Annotated in this window: 2 protein-coding genes and 1 rRNA gene; all 3 read right to left on the bottom strand. The window is 69.4% G+C overall.

Annotated elements, in window-relative coordinates:
* Positions 1-142: 142 nt before the first annotated feature.
* Positions 143-2,638 (bottom strand): sugar phosphate nucleotidyltransferase, encoded by a 2,496-nt coding sequence (locus ACFWEG_RS28605; RefSeq protein ID WP_387220909.1) that lies wholly within the window; start codon positions 2,636-2,638, stop codon positions 143-145.
* Positions 2,639-2,752: 114 nt separating this feature from the next.
* Complete coding sequence (locus ACFWEG_RS28600; RefSeq protein ID WP_387220906.1) at positions 2,753-3,361, bottom strand: CDP-alcohol phosphatidyltransferase family protein; 609 nt, start codon at positions 3,359-3,361, stop codon at positions 2,753-2,755.
* A 172-nt stretch (positions 3,362-3,533) separates the two neighbouring features.
* Positions 3,534-3,628, bottom strand: a 5S ribosomal RNA gene (gene rrf / locus ACFWEG_RS28595); the annotation flags it as partial.

Raw genomic sequence — 3,628 nt, 5'->3', positions numbered from 1 at the left:
TATCCCCCGGGGGGGGCGTGGCCCGGTGGGGGCGCGGGCGCCCCCTGCCCCCACCGGGTCGATTTGGGCGGCAACCCCCCCCTACGGCCCCCCGGGGGGGGCGGCCCCGGTCCGCGACGGACGGTCCGGCACACCCGGGCGATCAGCGGCCGGCGCTGTCCACGACGGCGGCCCACTCGTCGAGCAGGGCCTGGGCGGACGCCTCGTCGGGGCCCTCGGCCCACAGGTGCGTGACGGCCTCCGCCGGGTCCGGCAGGACCATCACCCAGCGTCCGTCGGCCTCGACGACCCGCACGCCGTCCGTGGTGTCCACGGAGCGGTCGCCGGCCTCCTCGACCACCCGGCGCATGACGAGCCCCTTGACCGCCCACGGCGTCGCCAGGTCCCGCTTGAGCATGTGCGCCTTCGGGATCCGCGCGTCGATCTGGCTCAGCGTGAGCTGGGTGCGGGCCACCAGGCCGAGCAGCCGGACGAACGCGGCCGTGCCGTCGAACACGCTGCTGAACTCCGGGACGATGAACCCGCCGCGGCCGTCGCCGCCGAAGATGGTGCCCTCCTCCCGGCCGACCCGCGTGAGGTCGTCGGGCGAGGTCGTCGTCCACTCCACCTGGGTGCCGTGGTACGCGGCCACCTGCTCGGCGATCCGGGTGGTCGTCACGGGCAGCGCCACGCGGCCGCTGCGGCGCTCGGCCGCCACCAGGTCGAGCATGACGAGCAGGGCGCGGTCGTCCTCGATGATCAGCCCGCGCTCGTCGACGAGGGAGAGCCGCTCGCCGACCGGGTCGAACCGCACGCCGAAGGCGGCGCGGGCCGAGGCGACGATCTCGCCGAGCCGGACGAGACCGGAGCGGCGGGCGTCGCCGGTCTCGGTGGGCCGGGCCTCGTCGAGACCCGGGTTGATCGTGAGCGCGTCGACGCCGAGCCGGCCCAGGAGGCTCGGCAGCACGAGACCGGCGCTGCCGTTCGAGGCGTCCACGACGACCTTGAGCCCGGAGTCGGCGATGCCGGAGGTGTCGATGTCGCGCAGCAGCGAGCCGGTGTAGGAGTCGAAGACGCTGGACGGGAAGTGCAGGTCCCCGATCTCGCCCGGGAACGCGCGCCGGTACTCCTGCCGCGCGTAGACACGGTCCAGCTTGCGCTGGCCGCCGGCGGACAGGTCCGCGCCGCGCTCGTCGAAGAACATGATGTCGACGGAGTCGGGCACCCCGGGCGTGGTCCGGATCATGATGCCGCCGGCGCTGCCCCGCGCGGTCTGCTGGCGCGCGACGGGCAGCGGGACGTTCTCCAGGTCCCGTACATCGATGGCGCTCGCCTGGAGCGCGGAGATCACGGCCCGCTTGAGCGCGCGGGCGCCCCGGGAGTGGTCTCGGGCGGTCGTGACGGTCGAGCCCTTCTTCAGGGTCGTCGCGTACGCGCCGGCCAGCCGCACGGCGAGCTCGGGTGTGATCTCGACGTTCAGGATCCCGGAGACGCCGCGGGCGCCGAACAGGTGCGCCTGGCCGCGCGACTCCCAGATGACGGAGGTGTTGACGAAGGCGCCGGCCTCGACGGTCTTGAACGGGTAGACCCGGACGTTGCCCTGGACGATCGACTCCTCGCCCACGAGGCACTCGTCGCCGATCACGGCCCCGTCCTCGATGCGGGCCGCCCGCATGATGTCGGTGTTCTTGCCGACGACGCAGCCGCGGAGATTGCTGTGCTGCCCGATGTAGACGTTGTCGTGGAGCACGGCCCGGTGGAGGAAGGCTCCCTCCTTGACGACGACGTTGGACCCGACGACGGTGTGCTCGCGGATCTCGACGCCGGCCTCGATCTTGGCGTAGTCGCCGATGTAGAGCGGCCCGCGCAGGACGGCGTCGGGGTGCACCTCGGCACCCTCGGCGACCCAGACGCTGGGCGAGATCTCGAAGCCGTCGATCTCGACATCGACCTTGCCCTCGAGGACGTCGGCCTGGGCCTTGACGTAGCTCTCGTGGGTGCCGACGTCCTCCCAGTAGCCCTCGGCGATGTAGCCGTAGATGGGCTTGCCTTCCTTCATCAGCTGGGGGAAGACGTCGCCGGACCAGTCGACGGAGGTGTCGGCCTCGACGTAGTCGAACACCTCGGGTTCCATCACGTAGATGCCGGTGTTCACCGTGTCCGAGAAGACCTGGCCCCAGGTCGGCTTCTCCAGGAAGCGCTCGACCTTGCCTTCGTCGTCGACGATGGTGATGCCGAATTCCAGCGGATTCGGCACCCGGGTGAGGCAGACCGTGACCAGCGCGCCCTTTTCCTTGTGGAAACGGATCAGGTCGGTCAGGTCGAAGTCGGTGAGCGCGTCACCGGATATGACGAGGAAGGCGTCGTCCTTCAGCGCCTCCTCGGCGTTCTTGACGCTGCCGGCGGTGCCGAGTGGCTTCTCCTCGTTGGCATAGGTGAGCTCCATGCCGAGCTCTTCGCCGTCCCCGAAGTAGTTCTTGACGAGGGAGGCGAGGAACTGCACGGTCACGACGGTCTCATTGAGCCCATGCCGCTTGAGCAGCCGCAGCACGTGCTCCATGATCGGCCGGTTGGCGACCGGAAGAAGCGGCTTGGGCATGCTCGAGGTCATGGGGCGAAGGCGGGTGCCCTCGCCTCCAGCCATCACGACGGCCTTCATGTCGGAAGCGTCCTCCTGTAACGATGACGGTAGGACCGACTTCGCCTGCCCGCATTGATGCCCGCTCCTGAGGACTGCGGGCATCGGCCACTGCATGGCTGCCCACCGGCAAGCTCAATCGGCCGTGGCGTCCGCCCTCACGAGACGGCGGACCTGAACCACGTAAAGGATTCCTGCCCACCAATACAGGGTTGTACCCCATCCTGCGAACGCCCATCCGAAAATAGCACCGAGTGACGCCAGCCACCCGTCGCCGTCACTGAGCAGCAGCAACGGAAACGCGTACATGAGGTTGAACGTCGCGGCCTTCCCGAGGAAGTTCACCTGGGGCGGCGGATAGCCGTGCTTGCGCAGGATGCCCACCATCACCAGGAGCATGGCCTCGCGGGCCAGCAGGGCGACGGTGACCCACAGGGGCAGGATGTCCCGCCAGGTGAGCCCTACCAGGGTGGACAGGATGTACAGCCGGTCGGCCGCGGGGTCGAGCAGCCGGCCGAGTCGGCTGATCTGGTTCCAGCGGCGGGCGAGCTTTCCGTCCAGATAGTCGGTGATCCCGCTGAGCATGAGGACCAGGAGCGCCCAGCCGTCGCTCTTGGGGCCACCGAACTCCGGCCTGAGGATCAGCCACAGAAAGAGCGGCACGCCGACGAGGCGGGCCATGCTCAGGATGTTCGGGATGGTGAGCACTCGATCCGTCTGGACCCGAGTCTCCTGGACCTCCACCCGGGGGCCTCCTGCTGATGAATGCGCCGATGATTCGTCCTGACCCTACCCTCAGGTCGGGGCTCGACCGCAGTAGGGGTAGGGGGCGGTTCCGGTGGCTGCCGAGTGAACTCGTGTGGACGCGGAAATGCCTCAACCCCCGCCCAGTGGGCGGGGGTTGAGGCTAAATGGAGTTCGGCGGCGTCCTACTCTCCCACAGGGTCCCCCCTGCAGTACCATCGGCGCTGTGAGGCTTAGCTTCCGGGTTCGGAATGTAACCGGGCGTTT

The sequence above is a fragment of the Streptomyces sp. NPDC060194 genome, from assembly GCF_042728285.1.
In the GTDB taxonomy this organism is placed as follows: domain Bacteria; phylum Actinomycetota; class Actinomycetes; order Streptomycetales; family Streptomycetaceae; genus Streptomyces.
Note: the sequence above shows the minus strand (reverse complement) of the source record. Positions and strands in the feature narration are given on the sequence as shown.

Excerpts from the sequence above, each read along its gene's own strand:
- ACFWEG_RS28605 (WP_387220909.1), bottom strand. The coding sequence starts at position 2,638 with ATGAAGGCCGTCGTGATGGCTGGAGGCGAGGGCACCCGCCTTCGCCCC.